Annotated in this window: 17 protein-coding genes; 11 read left to right on the plus strand and 6 right to left on the minus strand. The window is 40.7% G+C overall.

Annotated elements, in window-relative coordinates; translation table 11 throughout:
• Positions 1-61: 61 nt before the first annotated feature.
• Positions 62-1108, minus strand: a complete 1047-nt coding sequence (locus CLI64_RS06845; protein ID WP_103136502.1) for a DUF1611 domain-containing protein — start codon at positions 1106-1108, stop codon at positions 62-64.
• Complete coding sequence (locus tag CLI64_RS06850; protein WP_103136503.1) at positions 1092-2156, minus strand: dipeptide epimerase; 1065 nt, start codon at positions 2154-2156, stop codon at positions 1092-1094. The genes CLI64_RS06845 and CLI64_RS06850 overlap by 17 nt, the downstream gene beginning before the upstream one ends.
• Before the next feature lie 136 nt (positions 2157-2292).
• On the opposite strand from CLI64_RS06850, the gene CLI64_RS06855 reads away from it, so the two are divergent.
• Complete coding sequence (locus tag CLI64_RS06855; protein ID WP_103136504.1) at positions 2293-2847, plus strand: NUDIX hydrolase; 555 nt, start codon at positions 2293-2295, stop codon at positions 2845-2847.
• Positions 2848-3171: 324 nt separating this feature from the next.
• Here CLI64_RS06855 and CLI64_RS06860 read toward each other — a convergent pair whose 3' ends face one another.
• The 3 genes from CLI64_RS06860 to CLI64_RS06870 form a co-directional block, all read right to left on the minus strand.
• Positions 3172-3921, minus strand: coding sequence for a hypothetical protein (locus CLI64_RS06860; protein WP_103136505.1), 750 nt, complete (start codon positions 3919-3921; stop codon positions 3172-3174).
• A 363-nt stretch (positions 3922-4284) separates the two neighbouring features.
• Positions 4285-4689, minus strand: coding sequence for a biopolymer transporter ExbD (locus tag CLI64_RS06865; RefSeq protein ID WP_103136506.1), 405 nt, complete (start codon positions 4687-4689; stop codon positions 4285-4287).
• Positions 4673-5326: a MotA/TolQ/ExbB proton channel family protein gene (locus CLI64_RS06870; protein ID WP_103136507.1), complete on the minus strand. Its 654-nt coding sequence runs from the start codon at positions 5324-5326 to the stop codon at positions 4673-4675. The genes CLI64_RS06865 and CLI64_RS06870 overlap by 17 nt, the downstream gene beginning before the upstream one ends.
• 271 nt (positions 5327-5597) lie before the next feature.
• On the opposite strand from CLI64_RS06870, the gene CLI64_RS06875 reads away from it, so the two are divergent.
• The 8 genes from CLI64_RS06875 (at position 5598) to CLI64_RS06910 (ending at position 15456) form a co-directional block, all read left to right on the plus strand.
• The gene (locus CLI64_RS06875) at positions 5598-7082 is read left to right on the plus strand and encodes an energy transducer TonB (RefSeq protein ID WP_103136508.1); all 1485 of its coding nucleotides are present in this window, start codon (positions 5598-5600) and stop codon (positions 7080-7082) included.
• Positions 7083-7151: 69 nt separating this feature from the next.
• The gene (locus tag CLI64_RS06880; protein ID WP_103136509.1) at positions 7152-8183 is read left to right on the plus strand and encodes an iron ABC transporter permease; all 1032 of its coding nucleotides are present in this window, start codon (positions 7152-7154) and stop codon (positions 8181-8183) included.
• Positions 8180-9220, plus strand: coding sequence for an iron ABC transporter permease (locus tag CLI64_RS06885; RefSeq protein ID WP_103136510.1), 1041 nt, complete (start codon positions 8180-8182; stop codon positions 9218-9220). The genes CLI64_RS06880 and CLI64_RS06885 overlap by 4 nt, the downstream gene beginning before the upstream one ends.
• Before the next feature lie 59 nt (positions 9221-9279).
• Complete coding sequence (locus CLI64_RS06890) at positions 9280-10098, plus strand: ABC transporter ATP-binding protein (protein WP_103136511.1); 819 nt, start codon at positions 9280-9282, stop codon at positions 10096-10098.
• 6 nt (positions 10099-10104) lie between these two features.
• Entirely contained in the window at positions 10105-11235 is a 1131-nt protein-coding gene (locus tag CLI64_RS06895; RefSeq protein ID WP_308418380.1) for an AraC family transcriptional regulator, read from the plus strand.
• A 122-nt stretch (positions 11236-11357) separates the two neighbouring features.
• On the plus strand, positions 11358-13967 hold the full coding sequence (locus tag CLI64_RS06900) for a TonB-dependent siderophore receptor (protein ID WP_103136512.1): 2610 nt from the start codon (positions 11358-11360) through the stop codon (positions 13965-13967).
• Between the two features lie 129 nt (positions 13968-14096).
• Positions 14097-15074, plus strand: coding sequence for an iron-siderophore ABC transporter substrate-binding protein (locus CLI64_RS06905; protein WP_103136513.1), 978 nt, complete (start codon positions 14097-14099; stop codon positions 15072-15074).
• Positions 15075-15078: 4 nt separating this feature from the next.
• Complete coding sequence (locus CLI64_RS06910; RefSeq protein ID WP_103136514.1) at positions 15079-15456, plus strand: DUF1636 domain-containing protein; 378 nt, start codon at positions 15079-15081, stop codon at positions 15454-15456.
• Between the two features lie 38 nt (positions 15457-15494).
• On the opposite strand, the gene CLI64_RS06915 is transcribed toward CLI64_RS06910, so the two are convergent.
• Positions 15495-16364, minus strand: a complete 870-nt coding sequence (locus tag CLI64_RS06915; protein ID WP_103136515.1) for an Rpn family recombination-promoting nuclease/putative transposase — start codon at positions 16362-16364, stop codon at positions 15495-15497.
• A 359-nt stretch (positions 16365-16723) separates the two neighbouring features.
• On the opposite strand from CLI64_RS06915, the gene CLI64_RS06920 reads away from it, so the two are divergent.
• Both CLI64_RS06920 and CLI64_RS06925 read left to right on the plus strand, forming a co-directional pair.
• Positions 16724-17770 carry an iron-siderophore ABC transporter substrate-binding protein gene (locus CLI64_RS06920; RefSeq protein WP_225977524.1) on the plus strand — a complete coding sequence of 349 codons (1047 nt, stop codon included), beginning with the start codon at positions 16724-16726 and terminating at the stop codon, positions 17768-17770.
• Between the two features lie 443 nt (positions 17771-18213).
• Positions 18214-18645 carry an EamA family transporter gene (locus CLI64_RS06925; RefSeq protein ID WP_103136517.1) on the plus strand — a complete coding sequence of 144 codons (432 nt, stop codon included), beginning with the start codon at positions 18214-18216 and terminating at the stop codon, positions 18643-18645.
• Positions 18646-18783 lie beyond the last annotated feature (138 nt).

The raw sequence follows: 18783 nt of genomic DNA on the forward strand, positions 1-18783 counted from the left end.
ATCAGTTATCACGCTTGTGAAACACCACACGCCTGATAACTGATAGCTGATAACCTCTGCTTTAACTTTGCATTACCGCATCTAACAGCACATCTGCCCCAAAACGGACGACATCGGTGCAGGGTAGACCGGTTTCGGCTGTAGTTTGAGCGATCGCATCTTTAGCCGTAGTTTCATCTAAATGGGCAGTGTTCAGAGCTACACCAACTACAGGTACTTTTGCAAATGCACCCCCAGCACTAGCGACGGTTTCATACAGGTTAATTACCTCTGGTAAAGGCGGAATGGGTACGTGAGAGTTATTGCGATTGTGGGTTTGTCCGGCTTTATGTACCAACACTAACTGCGTCGGTTGAGAACCACGAATTAAAGGCAAGGTTGCAGTTGAACCAGGGTGTAATAATGAACCTTGTCCTTCTATATATAAAATGTCGTAGTTTTTGCCGTAGCGCATCACCATCTGTTCTACTGCACCAGCCGCAAAGTCTACACGGACAGCATCCAAGGCGACACCATCCCCTTCTAACATCACACCGGTTTGTCCTGTCGCCAAAAACTTAGAACGCCAACCGCGCAATTTTGATAACCAATGGAGTTCTAAACTAGTGGACATTTTGCCGATAGCCATGTCAGTCCCCACAGTTAGCACCCGCCGACAAGGTAAATTTCTGGCTGCGCCACTGGCGATTTCTAAATTAGGGGGTTCTTTACGTACATCCCAAATTAATTGTCCAGGTTTGAGGAGTGCATTTAAATCCGGCATATTGGCTAAGGGTGTATGTAAGCCATTCACCAAAGACATCCCTGATTCTAAAGCTGTTTTAATTTCCATCCAGTAATCATCAGGTATCCCGCCACCTGCGGGTGCAATCCCCAAAACTAAAATTTGCGGCTGATATTCCAAAGCTGCTGCTACCGATTCCACAATGGGAACATCCCGCTTAATACCTGTGATTTCTCTTAAAGATTTGCCTGCACAGGTTTTATCTATGACTGCGACAATGGGGGCTTCACTGTAGCGTAGGAGTGCTAGCCCAGTTTTACCTATAGATCCTTGAATTCCTTCGTGTAATAAAATAGCGACTTTTTGATTAAGCGGCAGACGCACTGTATTTTACCCCCAACCCTGGTAAATCGTTTGGTAATACTCTCCCTTCTTGTACTACTGCACCTGTGAAGGGATCATCAATTAAATTTAAATGACTATCTAAATCTAAATAATCAGCTAATGGCGAAAGTTGCGCCGCCGCCGTATTAGATAGGGAACTGTCAGAATAACAGCCAAACATGACCTGTAAACCGTGCGCTTTTGCCGTGTGTACCATCCGCATGGCTTCAGTTAAGCCTCCAGATTTCATCAACTTGATATTAATGCCATCAACATAGCTTGCCAAATGGGGAATATTAGAGCTATTAAAGCAGCTCTCATCTACAAAAATTGGCAATGGTGATTTTTCTTTTAGCTTAATTAAATTATTTTCTTCTCCCCGTGGTAACGGCTGTTCTACATATTTAATCCCTAAATCTGCTAGCCAATTACACATCTCAATGGCATTTGCTAGACTCCAACCCCCGTTAGCATCCACAAAAAATTCTAATTCTGGTGCGACTTCTTGCACCGCTAATAACATTTTCTTATCCGCTTCTATACCCTCTGGAGAACCTAACTTGACTTTAAACAAGCGCACATCCATAAATTGTAACCAATCTCTTGCCCTGGTCTGAGCTGCTGTTGGTGAATCAATGCCGATGGTGACGGAAGTTGGTACTATTGCTTGGCGATTCAGTCCCCAGATTTGCCACAGGGGTAATCCCACAGACTTACCAAACCAGTCATATAACGCCATATCAAGTGCAGCCCTAGCCGCCGAAGGAACTTGATGTTGGATGAAAACTTGCTCAATTTCCTGTCTCTGCAATGGGTGGAATGCCTGCAAAACAGGTGCAATTTGTTCCAAGGAGGTTTTAATAATATCAGTTGATTGTGCATGATTGCCCACACCAAAAGGCGACGCTTCACCCCAACCTACAATCTGATTGTCTCCATCAGAACTGACAATTTTGACCCAAACATTGGTTGTCTTTGCTGTTGTTCCGCGACTAATAGTTAAGGGAAATCGCTTGTTAACAGTAAATAGATTTACTTCTATGTGCATAATAATGCTCAAACTTTGGCAAGAGCAAAAACAGTGTAAGTGCAAATTTTAGCTGATTTGGTGTCACTGTTATACTTTTTTACATTGAGTCTGAATTGCTAAAATATTAAATATTAAGTCGTAAAATCAAGAATTTATGAGTAAATTGCAAAAATGGCAAATAATCAACTCTAAAATGGTGTTAAATCATCCTTGGTGTCAGGTTAGACAAGATGAGATTAAATTACCCAACGGTCAGGTAATAGATGATTATTTTGTGATTATTAAGCCAGATATCGTCTTGGTTCTTCCTATTACTACCAATAGAGAAATTATCTTTGTCCGGCAATATAGACATGGAGTGGAGAATTTTTTCATGGAACTGCCTGCTGGTAGGTTTGACCCTACACAAGAAACCCCAGAAGATGCAGGTTTGAGAGAACTAAGAGAAGAAACAGGTTATGAGGCTGAACAATTGCAAAAAATTGCCACACTATACGATAACCCCAGTAAAGATACTAATAAAATTCATCTCTTCTTAGCAGAAAATGTCATTAAAGTTGGGGGTCAAAGTTTGGATATTACAGAAGAAATCGAAGTAATGCTGATACCAATAGATGAGGTATTAGAGAAAATTACTCAAGGAGAAATTGCGGTTGCAGGTAGTGTTGCTGCTCTACTTTTAGGACTTAATTTTATAAGTAACGCCTGATGTGAATTAGAAAAACCTTAGATATCCAAAAAATAGCGGATGCTGGGAGCTAATGAGACTCGGTAGGGGCGGGTTAATCAAATATCATGAACAATTAACGATGATTTTGGTGAACCCGCCCCTACAAATGTTTACGGAATTACCAGATTTTAATTCACATTAGACGTAAGTAATAAATAAAAGTAAGCATGATTCAATATCAGTTCTGCTAACCACGAGAGAATCTCTCAAGCAAATATGAAAGAGGGACTGGGGACTGGGAAAGCAGGGGCAGAATCACCCCGGACTACCGCTAACAGCACAAACAACCATAATTACTTGCATTTACCAAGAATCATAATTGGTTGGTTCAGAACCAATCAGAAAATCAAAATTACCTTCACCTCTGCTTTGTTTCAGTGTTTCTATAATTTTTTGTGGGCTATCGTAGGGGCCACTAACGTAGCATGGTTTTCCATCACGACCGCATTCAATACGAATGCTTTCATCCCAGTTGCCGATGTGCGAACGTGATTTTTCAAAGTCTTTGTGTGGTTGAAATCCTAAACTTTGTGCATATTCATAAGCACTAAATATCATCCCTTGAGCAGCTTCGAGGGAAATTTCTTGTGGGTTTTCAGGAAATGGTTGGAATAGTAGTTCTGCAAATTCTTGAAATTCTCTCTTGTCTAATGTACGTGGTGTTGTGGCATCTTTAATCCCTAAGCACCAGACATCTAAAAGATAACTACTAACTGCGATTTGATTGTATCGAGCAGTTCTGGCAATAACAACTAGTCCTAAACCGCGATCAAGAGACTCATTGTCCTTTGCAGATAAAATTGTAGACGGCAGATTTTTAATGCTATTGTCTGATGAGTCTTTAGGTAATAATTGGACTAAATTATTGCTTGCTAAACACTTGTAAACTGGATCTAGTTCCCCTTTGGCCAATCTATCTAATGTGGTTTGCTCTGCTTGATTTTTAAGTGCTGCATTAACGTCTGATACTTTAAGGCCTAGTTTTCGCGCTATTTGTTTGGGTGTTAAATTTAATGCTCGTAAAGCATCGATTTGTTGTTGTGTTTCTGTCATAAATCACTAAATTTATATCAAGTTATAATAAAAATATTAAATTGGATATCATTCTCACTAATTTAACTTCTAAAAATTAATCATATTTCGTTCATAAAACTGAGAAAATAAAAAACTAGTAAAAACATATCTCAATACACTGTCAATAGATAGCAAGCTTAAAACTACGTAACAATTTTACCCAAATAATTGAGGAGTGTTTTGGCTAGAAGTTAGCAAAACCCCAACTTGATTTCGTTGTTGTTTAATCTAGCTGTTCGTGTGATTTCCAATGCCAAATTTTGCAGAATATGGGCTGGGGTGTAGCTATAACGTGATCAATAGTCTGAACCCCACACCCACTGAAACTTCATGTGATGACAACTACCGCTTTTGAGTAGCGATCGCCAATTTAGCACCCTTAACCAATCGCACCTGATCCATCACAGCAACAACCTTACCATGACCGACCCGTTCATCAGCATTAATCACCACCAAAACATCTGAACTAGAACCAAGTAAACCCCGAATCCGTTCAGCTAAAGAATCAACCAACACAGATTGACGATTCAAACTAACTTCCCCTTTTTCATCAACCGTGATTGTGATCTTAGCGGGGACTTGCTGTTGATTTGAGGTAGCCGCCTTGGGTAAATTCACAGGTAAACCCTCAGAGCGAGTCAAAAACAGCGTAGACATAATAAAAAACGTCAAAATCGCAAAAATCACATCAATCATCGGCACAATATTAATCTGTGCTGGGATATCGGGTTCATCTTGCAGACGCATAGGTTCTTTCTCCTTTCTCATAGCGGCGACGATAGAGCAATTCTAACTGTCCACCATACTCCTGAAACAAAGCCATCTGCCGAGTATAAAGACCCCGAAAAGAATTAGCGAAAAATAGTGTAAAGATAGCAACAATTAACCCAGTAGCCGTTGAAACCAAAGCCTCACTGATCCCCGCAGTCACCCCCGCAGTTTTCGTTCCACCCACATCTCCAATATCCAAAGAAGCAAAAGAAGTAATCAAACCCAACACTGTACCCAGCAAACCTAACAGTGGTGCTAAACCAATAATCGTATCAAAAATATTCTGAAAACGTTTGAGAATCGGAATCTCCGCCTGCGCCTCACTTTCGAGAGCCAAACGAAACTCCTCCGGTGTTGGTTCTTCCAACTCCAAAGCCGCTAAAAACACCCTAGCCAGAGGTAAATCTGCATTTTGTCGGAGTAGTTCAATCGCACCCACCACATTATCTAAACGATAAAGTTTTAACACCTCTTTGATCACACGACCTTGACGATTATTTAATTTCAACCAAAAACGTACACGTTCAATAATCAAAGCTACCGCCAAAATCGAAAAACCGAACAGCGGCCACATCACAATCCCACCAGCCGCAAACAAATTCTTAATTCCCATGCCCTACCTCGTGATGCCAAAAACAGAAAAACTATATAGCATCCTCAGATAATCAGATGAATTGAGAGTTATTGTCAAGATATTTTCCCAAGATTTGCTAATTATATGCAATTAGCATGACCACATTTTCTAGGAATAAATCGTTAAAAAAGTCTATAAAACGCTTTTCTGGCTATTAAGCACAGTTAATAACCACCTATAATTATCACTTGATATTTATATCTAGGCATCTTAATATGTCTAAGTTAGTAATATTAACTTGCAATAAATTATGACCTTTTCGGGCATAGCTGTTGAGCAGCGTTCCAAGGAAGCTAAGACTCTCCGGTCTTTTCTGATTTACAGTCTGATTGGTTCGGTATCGTTGCATATTGGTGTCTTAACTTTCGGTATTGGCAATTTCTTCAACAGAAATCTTGAGATTGCTGATGAACCTTTAGAGGTGACGATAGTAGATGCGCCTACTGTCACACCTCAACCTACACCAGAGGTGACTCCACCAGAACCAGAAACATCTGTGACTAATCCCCCTCCAGTCGCACCTGCTCCCCAAGCTATTGCTCCGGTGGCCATATCTCCTGAGAAATTCACACCTCAACCAGTGCAAAGGTTGTCTGAGCCTGTGAGTAAAGCACCCAAACCACAGCCTGTGGCACCATCTCGTGAAGTTGCCACTTCTCAACCTGTTAAATCACAGCCAACAACACCCCAATCTGCAAGTCAAAGCAGTGAAAAGTTAAGAACTTTGTTGAGTGGTGTGAGAGATAGTAGAGCTAGTCAACAAGGCAACAATAACGCTACTGAGGGGACAAGTTCTAATGTGTTGGTAGGTTCTGGTAATGGTACTCCCGTGGGGACTAATACTGGTACTAATACAGGGACTAATACGGGGACTAATACTGGTACTAATACAGGGACTAATAGTGGTACTAATACGGGGACTAGTAATACAACAAATAGTACAGTAGCTACAGCCCCAAGTCCTGTGAGAGTTGCACCCCCAGCTAATAATACAGGGAATGATTCTCCACGTTCTGGAAATGGTCGGGCGGCTTGTCGTGAGTGTGGTACTCGGTATCCAGAGGCGGCGAGAAGAAGAGGGATAGAAGGGACGGTGAAAGTAGCCGTTGATACTGACGAAAAAGGAAATGTGACTAATGTCAGAATTGTGAATTCAAGTGGGAATCGGGATTTGGATGAAGAGACAATCAGACAAGCCCGGAACTGGAAATTAAAGCCTTCAGAGAGTGGTAGACAAGGGGTATCTATTGCCACCGAGTATGCAATTACAGGTTCTCGACGTTATCGGGAGTTACAAGAACGTAAACGACAAAGACAAGCACAGGCTAGACAACGTTCTACTGCTGCTAGTGCCAATAATGAGGACGATAATTCTAGTAATCGCCAAAGTACAAGGGCTGCCAATAATACTGAAACTCCCACTCGACGCAGACGGTTATCTCCCAGTAGTCCTGCATCTGAAACTGCATCTACGACTAATACCAGAACACCTGAAAGTCAAGGAACTGTGAGGAGTCCTTTACTCAGGGTGCGCCGTGATTCTGATGTTACACCTTCTTCTCCATCATCACCGTCTACTGCTAATAGAAGACGGCGCAGAATTCCAACACCAGCTACACAAGAAGCTTCTTCTTCTAGTGCTAGTCGCTTACGTAGTGCTTTGCGTCGTTCTCGTCAGTCTGCTCCTGCTCAACCAGCTTCAGAAGCTCCCGCCTCTACTGAGAATAACAATTAGTAATTTTGTGGAGAGAAAATTATGGTTTTCTCGACCTAAATTATCTATTCCCTCTCTACCATCAAAAGCATGACAAGAGCAACTACAGCATCACCTAGAAACTGGAAAATAGCGCAATTATCACCCTTAGCAGGTCTGATTTTAGGAATAATGATCCTGCTAATTTGCTTAGTTTATAGTGTCACTTTAGGGGCAGCAGAAATACCTTTAAAGACAATTATCGAATCTTTCATCATCTTTGATGGTTCTTATGAACATTTAGTGATTCAGACGGTGAGACTACCGCGATCGCTCGTTGCTCTGCTGGTAGGATCATCCTTGGCAGTCGCCGGTGCATTAATGCAAGGTTTGACACGTAACCCCCTAGCAGATCCCGGTATTTTAGGTATTGAATCAGGAGCCGCGTTAGCTGTAGTTACCACAGTTTTTATGTTTGGTAGCTCCTCTTTGAATGTGTTAACGATGGTGGCTTTTGTAGGTGCTGGGGTGACAGCAATCTTAGTCTACCTTCTTGGTTCTCTGGGAAAGGGAGGCGCAACACCATTAAATCTCACCGTTGCAGGTGCAGCGTTAACGGCTCTAATTTCTGCCCTCACAACTGCTATTTTGATTGTCAGTCAACGCACCTTAGAAGAAATCAGATTTTGGTTAGCGGGTTCTTTGGCTGGAAGAGATTTTGACATCTTATTATCAGCCTTACCTTTTGTCGTCATTGGCTTAGTAGTCGCCTTGTTTCTGGGGAGACAAATTACAACCATGAGTCTGGGTGAAGATGTGGCTAAAGGCTTGGGGCAACAGACAACCTGGGTAAAAATTACAACTGGTATCAGCGTAGTTTTACTGGCGGGAAGTTCCGTTGCGCTTGCCGGGCCAATTGGCTTTATTGGCTTAGTCGTTCCCCATATGGTGAGATTTTTTATCAAAGCTGATTACCGTTGGATTTTACCCTACTCCGCAGTAGTGGGAGCAAGTTTGCTGTTAATTGCAGATGTGGCGGCGCGTGTTTTACTCAAACCCCAGGAATTACCAGTAGGAGTCATGACAGCCTTGGTTGGCGCACCCTTTTTTGTCTACTTGGCTAAATCGAAGGTGAAAAAATGAAATTGGACTGGCTTGTATTCCGTTCTGAGTCTATATCTTTGCAAATTGACCGCCGTGTACCACCAATGCTGCTATGTTTGGCAGTGGCTATTGTGGTGGCGATGGTGATGAATTTAGGACGGGGTGAATATCCGATTTCTCCCTTAGATATCGTCAAAACTGTCTTGGGTATAGATACAGGCAACCCAGATCATGCTTTTGTCGTTTATAATCTGCGTCTACCCCGTACCCTAGTAGCTGTCATGGTAGGAATGGCTCTGGCGGTTGCTGGGACTATCTTTCAAGGCATCACACGCAACCCCTTAGCTGATCCCAGTATTATTGGAATCAATGCGGGAGCAAGTCTAGCAGCCGTATCGGTCATTGTCTTATTGCCATCAGCACCCATTTACATTTTGCCCTTATCAGCCTTTTGCGGTGCTTTATTGATGGCTGGGTTAATTTACTCCTTCGCTTGGAACAATGGTAGTTCTCCGGTTTTATTTATTTTAATGGGCGTGGGGTTGTCTGCGATCGCCAGCGCATTCACCAGTTTATTAATTACCTTTGGCGATATTTATAGCGTCAGCGATGCCCTGGTGTGGTTAGCGGGTAGTGTTTACGGACGCACCTGGGAACAAGTCTTTTCCTTCTTACCTTGGTTAATCGTTTTTGTCCCGATGGCGTTGATACTAGCTAGACAGTTGAACGCCTTAAATTTGGGGGATGATGTTGCCCAAGGTTTAGGTACTCGTGTGGAATGGCAACGGGGTTTACTGGTGCTAGTGGGTGTCGCCTTAGCTGGTGCAGCAGTCGCCACCGCAGGCATGATTGGTTTTGTAGGATTAATTGCACCCCACATTGGCCGACAGTTAGTCGGTACAAATCATCAAGGACTAATCCCTACCTCTGCATTGTTGGGAGGAATGTTAGTTGTCATCGCAGATTTCTTTGGCAGAACCATGTTTGCACCTATCGAAATTCCTTGTGGAGTGGTGACAGCTGCTATCGGCGCGCCTTATTTTCTCTATTTGTTAATTCGTAATCGGAAAAAATAGTCATTAGTCATTAGTCATTAGTCAACAGTCATTAGTCAACAGTTAAAATAGGAGTAAATATGAAAGGATTATCAACGAAAGGTTTATCTTTAGCTTATGATGGTGCGCCAATTATTCGTGACCTGAATTTGGTAATTCCTCATGGTAAAGTTAGTGCTTTAGTGGGTGCAAATGGTTGTGGTAAATCAACTCTATTACGAGGTTTAGCTAGGTTGCTTAAGCCTTATGGTGGGACAGTTTATTTAGACGGACAATCTATTTTTAATCTTTCTACTAAAGAAGTAGCACAACAATTAGGAATTTTACCTCAAAGTCCGGTTGCACCGGAAGGATTAACAGTTAGAGATTTGGTAGCCCAAGGACGTTATCCTTATCAAAATTGGTTGCAACAGTGGTCACAAAAAGATGAAAGAATTGTCCAACAGGCTTTAGAGATTACAGATTTGTTGACATTGGCAGATAGAGCCTTGGATACTTTATCAGGTGGACAAAGACAACGTGCTTGGATAGCAATGGCACTAGCACAAGATACAGATATTTTATTATTAGATGAACCAACTACTTTTTTAGATTTGGCACATCAAATAGAGGTTTTAGATTTGTTATATGAATTGAACCAGCATCAACAGAGAACTATTGTCATGGTGCTGCATGATTTAAATCAGGCTTGTCGTTATGCAGATTATTTAGTTGCAGTTAAACAAGGCAGAATTTTTACGGCTGGAGAACCAAAACAGGTAATGAATGAGGAAATGGTCAAAGAAGTTTTTGGTTTAGAATGTCGTATTGTTGCTGACCCAGTTGTAGGAACACCAATGTGTGTACCAATAGGACGCAAGGGAGAAATGCAATTACAAGCAAATTCTTGTAATTTGTAGGAAAATTTGGCTTTGCTGATTAATGGGATGATTTTTGTCGGACTACGCCCCGCTAACGCTAACACGCCTACCGCTAACGCGGAACCGCTTGCGGTAGGCGCAAAGATGCAAAGAATCAATACTAACCAAGTCTTTACTATGACCCTGACTTTAAAACAGCAAGAATGGGAAGAAATGTGGAATACAACAGCCCCAGATGTTACATCTAGCTCAGATGTGCAATCATTTGAGTATTTATTCCAATTTCCTCAGCAATTTGGTCAAGGTGGAAGAAAAGATATTGAGGTGCATCCAGAAATTTGCTTATCAATTTTTGATTATGATCTGCGTGAAAATGTAGTGGTAAAACTACCAGAGTGGGAACACCCTTTACAATTTAGTGTGAGTCTCTCTGGTACAGTTATCGATGAATATGGCGGGAAGTTGGGAGCAGGGTATACTTGCATTTCTGGGGGTGGGATACAACGTCAGATGTTGGTCAAAAGTTCTAAATCTCGACATATAGGGATAAATATTCATATGTCTCCTGATGTGCTGCGAACTTTTTTCCCCCATCATGATGGTGAAACGCTTCCCCAGTTGCGTTTGCTAGCCAACGGTGATGACTGGCAATCCTTAATCTACCCAGAAATTACGACTGCCATAGAACAAGTAGTCAAGCAAATGATGTCCTGTCCCTACCAGGGAACGACAAAACAGATATATTTGCAAGGAAAAGTCATAGAACTTATGGCTTTGCAGTTAGCTCCTATTTTAAATAACCAAGCAGAACTAGCACCATCACCACAGCTTAAACCCACAACTGTTAACCGCATTCATCAGGCTAGGGAAATTCTGCACTTTCGTTTGGAAAATCCACCATCATTAGTGGAATTAGCAGAAATTGTCGGTATTAGTGATAGAACTTTGCGCTATGGGTTTAAGGCTTTATTTGGTACAACTGTATTTAGTTATCTGACGCAGAAGCGTTTGGAACGTGCCGAAGAACTTCTGCGACATGGTGGGGTGACTGTAGCGGAAGTGGCGAATTTATTGGGTTATTCTCATTTAGGACATTTTGCGGCGGCTTTTAAACGTCAGTTTGGAATTACACCGAGTGAGTGTTTGTTGGGTAAAAAATCTATTTCTCTTTACTAATGCCGTTTTGGGATATTAACGCCATTTTTGGATAGACGCGATCGCACCAATTTATCTAAACTACCTCTAGATACAACTGAGAACTTTACGCAATAATTTCATTTACTGGTGTGGAGAGGGGCGTGACTAATTTGACATTTCTACCAAATGTGCGTTTTTGGTTAGGTATTACTTTATTAGGATATTTTATTAATTGTTCCACCGCCCAAACGGCTGTGGCTGAGGCGAAAGGGGAAAATCCAGAAATCATGGAACTAGGGGAATTAAAAGCCCCAGTTAGTAGCATTAATGGTTTGTTGTCTCAATCTCCAATACCAACTAATTCTCCTGCAACTCCATCAGCTATTACCATCACGGGTGTAAAAGCAAATCCCACAGACAAAGGTGTAGAAGTAATTTTAGAGACAACCCAGGGAGATCAACTGCAAATCACAAACCGTAGTGAGGGTAATAACTTTATTGCAGATATTTCCAATGCTCAGTTGCGTTTATCTTCGGGAGAAGCTTTCACATTTCGTTCGGAAAAAGCACTTGCAGGAATTACGGGAATCACAGTAACAAATATTGACAGCAATAATATACGAGTCCTGATAGTGGGTGAGAATATTTTGCCTACAGTTGAGTTATTTGATGGGGATGAAGGGCTGATTTTCGTAGTAGCATCTACGACAACGACAACCCAACAACCCCCAGAACAGCCAACAACTGCAACACCACGAGAAGAACCAACAGTCCAGCAGGATGAGCCAATTGAGTTGGTAGTCACGGGAGAGCAAGATAGATATCGTGTTCCCAATGCCAGTACAGTGACAAGGACAGATACACCTCTGCGAGATATTCCCCAATCGATTCAGATTATTCCCCAAGAAGTGTTGCGGGATCAACGTGCCGATATATCAAGCGCGCTGTTGAATGCTCCCAGTGTGCGTAACGCCGCACCTTCTAACTTTGATTCGTTGCGATTGCAAGTACGGGGATTTTTTAGCCAACCCACATTAAATGGCATTAAAGAGACTAACGGTTTAGCCTCTAATGTGGGGCCTGACTTGACAGGAATTGAAAATATCGAAATTCTTCTAGGGCCAAACTCAGTTTTACTAGGTTCCACGTCTCCAGGTGGAACAGTCAACTTTGTCACCAAACAGCCTTTACGAGATCCTTACTACTTTGTTGAAGCAACTGTGGGTAGTTTTGATTTTTATCGTGGTGAGGTGGATTTATCGGGGCCGCTAGATGATGAGAAAAAAGCACTATATCGGCTGAACGCATCTTACAGAGATCAAGGATTTTTTACTGATCTGAGCCAAACTAGAAATCTAGTAATTGCACCAGTTTTGAGTCTAGAACTGAGCAAAAATACCAATTTGACCATTGAAGGAGTTTATAAGAATCTAGAGCAAGACAACAATAACTTAGGCTTGCCTGCAATTGGCACTATCTTTTCTAATCCTAATGGCGAAATACCCCGTAGTCGCATCACTAATGAAGGCGAACTTGATGTCACAACTGCCAGGATTGGATATAGACTAGAGCATAAATTTAATGAGAATTGGTCATTAAATAATTCTTTTCGGTATGGCTACGTTAACTATGATGGTACTGGTATTAACGTTGGTACAAGGCTTTTAGCCGATAATCGTACCCTACTGAGAACAGCTAACGATTCTAGCGATCGCTATCGTGACTATAGACTAACAGCAAATGTGATTGGTAAGTTTGCCACAGGTGCAATCCAGCATCAATTATTATTTGGTATTGATCTAGGAAGGCTGAACAATAGCTTAAAGTTTACGGGTAGATCAGCCGCACCCATTGACTTATTTAATCCCATTTACGGTCAACCAGTGGGAGCAATCACATTTGAGCTTGATACTAACACCGTCACTGATGAACTTGGTCTTATCATACAAGACCAGGTAACAATTACCGATAACTTAAAATTACTCATCAGTGGTAGATTTGACACCTTCACTCAAAATAACAAAGATTTTCTCGCCGCTACAGAAACAAGTCAATCAAGTAGTGCTTTTAGTCCCCGCATAGGTATTGTATATCAGCCGATTCCACCTATTTCCCTGTATGCTAACTATAGCCGTTCCTTTGAACCAGCTATTGGTCAAGCCTTTGATGGAAGCGACTTTGAGCCGACAAGGGGGACGCAGTACGAAGTTGGGGTAAAAGCAGATTTGCATAGTCGGCTTTCTACGACACTAGCTTTTTATGACATTACCCAGTCCAATATTTTAACTGACGACCCAGATAATCCAGGCTTTTCCATTCAAACCGGAGAACAGCGCAGCCAAGGTATTGAACTGAGTCTTGCAGGTGAAATTTTACCAGGATGGAATGTATTTGCTAGTTATGCCTATAACGATGCTCGTGTCACCGAAGATAATAGCATTCCTGTCGGCAACCGCGTACAACGGACAACTCCCCATGCTGCTAGCTTATGGACAACCTACGAAATTCAACGGGGAAATTTACAGGGTTTAGGCTTTGGTTTAGGATTGTTTTATGTAGGCGATCGCGCTGGAGATGCTGGAAATACATTTGAAGTACCTAGCTATTTAACAACTAATGCAGCTCTCTTCTACAAACAAGATAGATTCCGTGCAGCGATTAATATCAGAAACCTCTTTGACATAGACTATTTTGAAAATGCGTTCAATCGCTTGCGCGTCTCTCCTGGTGAACCATTTACAGTCCAAGGAACTGTTTCTTGGACATTTTGACAATCTCATGATTTCTTAACTCACACTGGAGGATAAAAGCTGGCAGGATTTATCTACACATCTTCAGCAACAATAATCTTCTAAATTTTTGGAGATGTGTATCAATCCTGTTTTATCAAACACAAATCTATGAAAATAATTTCACATCGCTTTATTGTCCTATTGTTATTAGGAACTGTACTATTTACTGCTATTTGGGCTAGCAGTAAAAGTTTTACCTATGAAGCGACAAACTCATTATCTTTACAACGAACTGCAAAATGTCGAATGGTACAACACGTTAGGGGAGAAACTTGTATTCCCCTCAAACCTAAACGAATTGTCACCTTAGATTTTAATAGTTTTGCCGCAGTTTTGGCTTTAGAAACTAAACCTATCGCCACTTGGATTACAACGGAAATAGAAGATGACTTTCCTTACTTTCTAGGAAAAGCAGATGGAGTAGAAATATTAAGAAGTTCCAGTGGTCAAATTAATTTAGAAAAGCTTGTATTACTCCATCCCGATTTAATTATTGTGATTTCCCATCCTGGATTTGCAGGTATTTATAAATATGCTGCACAAATTGCACCTACAGTAGTTCTACCTTGGGTCGAAACTAGAGGAAACTGGAAACAACACATTCAAGATACTGCTAGGATTTTAAACAAAACAGCAACAGGTACTCAACTAATAAATTACTATCATCAACGCGTTAACCAATTAAAGCTAGCAATTGGTAATAATCAGCAAAAGAATAGCATATCATTTGCTTATGTCGCTGCCGGACAACTAGTTATTACCCGTCAAAAATCTTTTGCAGGTGAAATTTTGCATGATATTGGTATATTAAAACCTATATTTGCTGAATCTGGTGATTATGATTTACCTCTTTCGGAAGAACTTTTACCCAAGATTGATAGCGATATCCTGTTTATTGCGCCGCTACGCAAAGACGACTACTCTGTGATCAAAAAACTTCAGCGAAAGCCTTTATGGTCTAAACTCAAAGCTGTGCAGCAAAATCAAGTTTACATAGTGGATTTTTCTGTTTGGCGGGGATTGAATATGCTTGCAGCTTATGCAATGCTCGATGACCTTGATAAATACATAGTTAATATCACTTAAAATCATGCCCAAATATAATTTATTTGTCTGCAAATCTTGTCACCGTTCTTCTCAGGAACGTCCAGATAATCCCCCTTTTGATGGTGATATCTTACTAGAAAAACTAAAAGATTTATGTAGTGAAGAATCGTCACTCCATAAACTAGAAATTAAACCCGTTGAATGTTTATGGGCTTGTAATCACGGTTGTGTTGTAGCTGCTTCTCACCCAGACAAACCCACCTATCTTTTCGTCAATTTAACTCCAGAAGAAAGCGCAGCATCTTTACTGGAATTTATGGAATTGTATATCAAGAGTCACAAAGGCAATATAGCTTGGAAAAAATTACCTGAAGTGTTACAAGCTGCTATTTTCGCGCAAATTCCACCTGGGGAAAGGTAGTGGTGGTTATACTTTTTGAGGATTGTCTTCACTCAACTTCAGCGAGCAAACCAAGCCTCTAAATCAGCCATTCCCTGAAAATCTAACAGTGCTTCGCCAAGATTTTCTAATTGTTCTAAGGACAAAGATTCAACTTGCTGCCGCACCTCTGGAGATAATTCTCCCACACGACGAGTTAATTGACGCAAAACAAGCGATTTTTCTCCTTCTTCCCGTCCTTCTTCTCGTCCTTCTTCTCGTCCTTCTTCCCTTCCTTCTTCCTTAATTTCACGGTAAACTCTTGTTTCCTTGAGTGTAATCCCTAACATCTCTTCAACCTCCCGTTGACTCTTATCTTCAAACTTGTAGACCATGATAGTTGTTAGTAGCTCTATTATGGCGCGATTTTGGGTTTGAGGTGTTTCTTCTTGACTCCTGGCTAGCAAATACCTTGCTTCTTGTGGTGCTTGCTCATCATCAAGGGTAGTTAACACCATTAAAGCTACCCATATAGGTAAAGAGCGAATATCCCCCAACTCATCTAAATATATGCGATGTACTTGGTCGCCATTGAGGTGATTTCTATGGGGATAAATATCACTTTGCTCAATACTACGGGAAGGGTAAATAATCACAACTTGCCAGTCTCTAAATCTATTACGTTGGCGATAGAAATATAATGATGATTCTGCAAATACCCTTTCGTAAAGCTGTTCATCCCGTTGAAATTGCACTTCACAAAAATACACTATCCCTGGTCTTTCATCCTCTGGTGGCAAAAAAACTCCATCAATTTCAAACTTCGGTTCTTTGACTGCTACTGAATCAAACCGATATGCTTCAGCATTTGTGGGAGGATTGGTTAACAATTCAAATAACAGAGTTGGTGATTGTTGAAATAGTTTGTAAAAAATTGAGTCACGCCGCATGAAGCATTCTCGTTAAATTCTATTAAACATCTAACCATACTTACCTTGACATTCTGATTTGATTACTGCTCAACTCATCCCTAAACCCAGGTGACTCTTCAGTATGTGACATTCTTAACCTTGTCAGCGATCGCCAAAGTCTGGTTAGCATTATCCTCGTTCAACTCCGTGGTAAAATTATTGCTATTAATTATCATTAGTGTAGGCAATTCCTGACTTTGAACACAACTCCGACAGATGTTTGATGTTGAACATACAAGCAGGTGGGGGATTTGGTAGCCGTACTCATGCAGGTTTCCCCGGATAACCATTGACGGTTTTGGGTTCGATGTTGGTGAATTTTTAGGATGAGGGTAATTGTGCGATTATTGCTGTTAAGTTGTTTAATTTTAGTCTCAGTTTTAGGTTGTCATCACCAACCGTCTGACATCCCGTCTTCCCATCTCACACCCAGAGGTGATTGTCAAACAGTGCGACATCTGGGAGGAGAAACGCAGATTTGTGGACATCCACAACGGATTGTGGTTCTCAATCCCAAGATGTTAGATATTGTACTGTCATTAAATGTCCAGCCGATTGGCTACGCAGAAATATTTAGCAATCGTCGTGGCGACTTCGATCAACCTAGCCAACAGATTCCCTATTTAGGCGATCGCATCACTCAACCAATTGCTAACCTGGGAATGAGTAGCAATCCATCCCTAGAAACTATCATCAAACTCAAGCCAGATTTGATATTGGGGGATATTCGGGGAAATCAGCAGCAATATAGTCAATTATCCCAAATTGCGCCTACATTGCTATTTGACTATGTTGGTAGAGATAAATGGCAAGATTCTCTACAAGCGATCGCTAAAGTTTTAGGACGTACTGATCAAGCTAAAAAAATCGTAGCAGCCCATCGTCAACAAATAGCAACAACTCGCCAAGTATTAGCACCGATTGTGAAAGCCTATCCTAAAGTTCTCATGGTATCCTCAGAACAACTCAACTCTTCAATAAATATTGTCACTCCTCTAGATTTTTGTGGAGGTTTATTAGAGGATATTGGATTTAAACTGGCTACTGTTTCCAACTCTATACCCACAAATATTACTCAACAAATTTCCGTAGAAAAATTACCCCAATTTGATGCCGATTTAATCATTGTTCAAGGATATAACATTGTAGAATTAAGCCGAATCAGAAATACCAATAGTTTTACCAAATCTCAATTAAAATCTGTGCAAAAATCTTGGCAAACCAACACTATTGCTCAGTCATTAAGTGCGAGTAGAAACAACCGAGTCTACTTTATTCCTTCTTATATTTGTCTGGGTTTACCTTCACCCAGTGGTACACAGATTACTCTTGAATCTTTACAAGAGCAGCTATTACCCTTGGACAAAACAGTGAATCGAAATTAACTTTAGTTGTCAACACCATGAACCCTACCCACATAGGTAATTGGCGAATATCTCCCAAATCATCCAAATATATGTGTTAGCGAAGAAATTTCTTTGGGGCGATCACCCGCAAAATTTAGCTCTGAACTATCACGGCTAAATCCCATAAAACATCAAATTTTGACTCCTCAAATTTGTTAGCTGGGGAAGAAAATACGAATTGCGATCGCAATAATTAAGACGTAACCAATAATTCATTATCCAAAATTAAATTTGTCATATTTAAACTTTTTTCAATTGTTAATTTAAAATATTATGCAATTAGTGCTTATTGCAATAACTATTCATTAAGTAGCAATACTTTCTGAGATGTTTAAAATATCTATTAGCTTAATATACTGAACTTCTCTAATAAAATAATGATATTATTTATCAATAAATACTAATAACACTAGAGATATTACATGATCAATCATGAAAAGGAAGCAATATTTTTCGCCTTATTATCAGCACTTTTTGCAGCCTTAACCACTATTTTTGGTAAAATTGGAGTCGAAGCAATTAACCCCACTTTAGCAACTGCAATTCGTACAGTTGTAATTCTAGTTATGGTTTGGGGTTGGGTTTTTACTAAAGGACAAATAGATGCACTGTTGACAATTTCTCCTAAAACTCTGCTATTTCTTATCTTATCTGGATTATCAACTGGTTTATCTTGGTTATTTTACTTTCGTGCTTTACAAGTTGGAAAGGCTTCTTTAGTAGCACCTTTAGACAAATCGAGTTTGCTTTTGGTACTTGTGTTCTCAGTTCTTTTTCTCCAGGAATCACTAACGCTGCAAGTGATATTGGGTACTGTCATGATTTTGGCTGGAACACTAGTGCTGATTCTCTAAGATAGTGGTTTTACGGTTAATTGTTAATAGACCTACAATAGCACAATTCACTGTTTGAGGTATTTCTTTTTGACCCTCAGAATTTTAGACTTTGGATATAAGGATTGTGAATTGAGTTTTGCGGTTCAGAGTATAACT

This window comes from Nostoc sp. CENA543 (assembly GCF_002896875.1).
Classification (GTDB): domain Bacteria; phylum Cyanobacteriota; class Cyanobacteriia; order Cyanobacteriales; family Nostocaceae; genus Trichormus.

Coding starts and splice junctions, on each gene's coding strand:
- CLI64_RS06885 (WP_103136510.1), top strand. CDS start 8,180: ATGAAATTGGACTGGCTTGTATTCCGTTCTGAGTCTATATCTTTGCAA.
- CLI64_RS06850 (WP_103136503.1), bottom strand. CDS start 2,156: ATGCACATAGAAGTAAATCTATTTACTGTTAACAAGCGATTTCCCTTA.
- CLI64_RS06875 (WP_103136508.1), top strand. CDS start 5,598: ATGACCTTTTCGGGCATAGCTGTTGAGCAGCGTTCCAAGGAAGCTAAG.
- CLI64_RS06925 (WP_103136517.1), top strand. CDS start 18,214: ATGATCAATCATGAAAAGGAAGCAATATTTTTCGCCTTATTATCAGCA.
- CLI64_RS06890 (WP_103136511.1), top strand. CDS start 9,280: ATGAAAGGATTATCAACGAAAGGTTTATCTTTAGCTTATGATGGTGCG.
- CLI64_RS06855 (WP_103136504.1), top strand. CDS start 2,293: ATGAGTAAATTGCAAAAATGGCAAATAATCAACTCTAAAATGGTGTTA.
- CLI64_RS06860 (WP_103136505.1), bottom strand. CDS start 3,921: ATGACAGAAACACAACAACAAATCGATGCTTTACGAGCATTAAATTTA.
- CLI64_RS06915 (WP_103136515.1), bottom strand. CDS start 16,364: ATGCGGCGTGACTCAATTTTTTACAAACTATTTCAACAATCACCAACT.
- CLI64_RS06905 (WP_103136513.1), top strand. CDS start 14,097: ATGAAAATAATTTCACATCGCTTTATTGTCCTATTGTTATTAGGAACT.
- CLI64_RS06870 (WP_103136507.1), bottom strand. CDS start 5,326: ATGGGAATTAAGAATTTGTTTGCGGCTGGTGGGATTGTGATGTGGCCG.
- CLI64_RS06880 (WP_103136509.1), top strand. CDS start 7,152: ATGACAAGAGCAACTACAGCATCACCTAGAAACTGGAAAATAGCGCAA.
- CLI64_RS06910 (WP_103136514.1), top strand. CDS start 15,079: ATGCCCAAATATAATTTATTTGTCTGCAAATCTTGTCACCGTTCTTCT.
- CLI64_RS06865 (WP_103136506.1), bottom strand. CDS start 4,689: ATGCGTCTGCAAGATGAACCCGATATCCCAGCACAGATTAATATTGTG.